This is a genomic window from Acidithiobacillus sp. TH-A36, from assembly GCF_057473445.1.
In genome coordinates this window covers 1-1,147 of sequence record NZ_JBYCKP010000618.1, presented here as the reverse complement: position 1 = coordinate 1,147, position 1,147 = coordinate 1, and the positions used below count along the sequence as shown (strand labels likewise).

Annotated in this window: 2 protein-coding genes; both read left to right on the top strand. The window is 57.6% G+C overall.

The genetic code is table 11. The features are described 5' to 3' along the window. The coding region (gene cysC, locus AC2VLY_RS15515; protein ID WP_486922588.1) for an adenylyl-sulfate kinase at nucleotides 1-486 on the top strand (486 nt) is incomplete at its 5' end. An 11-nt stretch (nucleotides 487-497) separates the two neighbouring features. Beyond that, nucleotides 498-1,147: NFACT family protein (locus AC2VLY_RS15510; protein ID WP_486922587.1), on the top strand; the 650-nt coding region annotated here is incomplete at its 3' end.

Sequence of the window (1,147 nt, the reverse complement as noted above, 5' to 3'; positions counted from 1 at the left end):
CGACAGCTCGAAGCGGAGGATGAACGTGCGGTAACCATGCTCGACGGCGATATTATCCGCCGTTTTCTGTCCAAGGGCTTAAGCTTCAGTCGCGACGATCGCGATGAAAATATCCGCCGTATTGGTTTTGTGGCCAGTCTGGTCGCACGCCACGGCGGCATTGCGGTGGTAGCAGCCATTTCTCCTTATCGACAGGCACGTGCCGAAGCCCGACGCCTGGTGGAAGAAGCGGGCGGACTTTTTCTGGAGGTACATGTAGCGACACCCTTGGCGCTCTGTGCCGAACGCGACCCTAAAGGGCTTTACGCCAAAGCTTTGCGCGGAGAAATCAAAGGATTTACGGGCGTAGATGATCCCTACGAAGAACCCGAACACCCGGATTGCGTAGTGAATCACGCCCAGCAGGAGCCTGCAGCAGCCCTGGCATGCCTGATGGATTTGCTGCACCGCTCGGGAGCCGTAAGCGACCCCGCAGCCGACCGCTGAATTCACTCTCCATGGATACACTGCAACTGGCCGCCGCTGCGCAATTTTTCCAGCAACAGCTGGCAGGACAAAGCATTCATAAAATCAGTGCGGCAGCAGGTGGCCTCCACTTGCACACGGGCAAGCAGACCTTGGCCTGCATGGTTCAGCGTACACCGCTGGGGCTCTGGCTGGCACCGGAAAGTGCAGCACCAGAGGAACAACAGGGCCATTGGAGCAACCTTCTTCAGCAGCGGCTCAAAGGCTTTCGGATAGAACGGATTGCCGTTCCCTGGGCTGACCGGATTGTGCGCCTGGACTTCAGCCGAATACATATCAGCAAGCGGGTAGATCAGCTCAGTCTCATTGCCGAGTGTTTCGGAGGGCGCGGCAATCTGGCCCTGCTGGATGCCCAGGAACAAATTCGCTGGGCCTGGCGTTGGGATAGTCTTGATGGACCTGCTGTGCCCCGCTTTCTACCGGGAATTGTTTACCATCCACCAGAATCTGCCCGTCCTTTTGAAGAATCCCGGTCTGATCCGACCATCTGGTTACAGTGTATGGCACCGCGCTATCGCCCCGGCAGCCCTGCAACACAAGCATTCATTCAGGAACAATGGGCTGCGCGTTCAGCTACCAGCTCCTGGTGGCAGGCAAAAACCGAAGCGGGGCAAAATCTGCT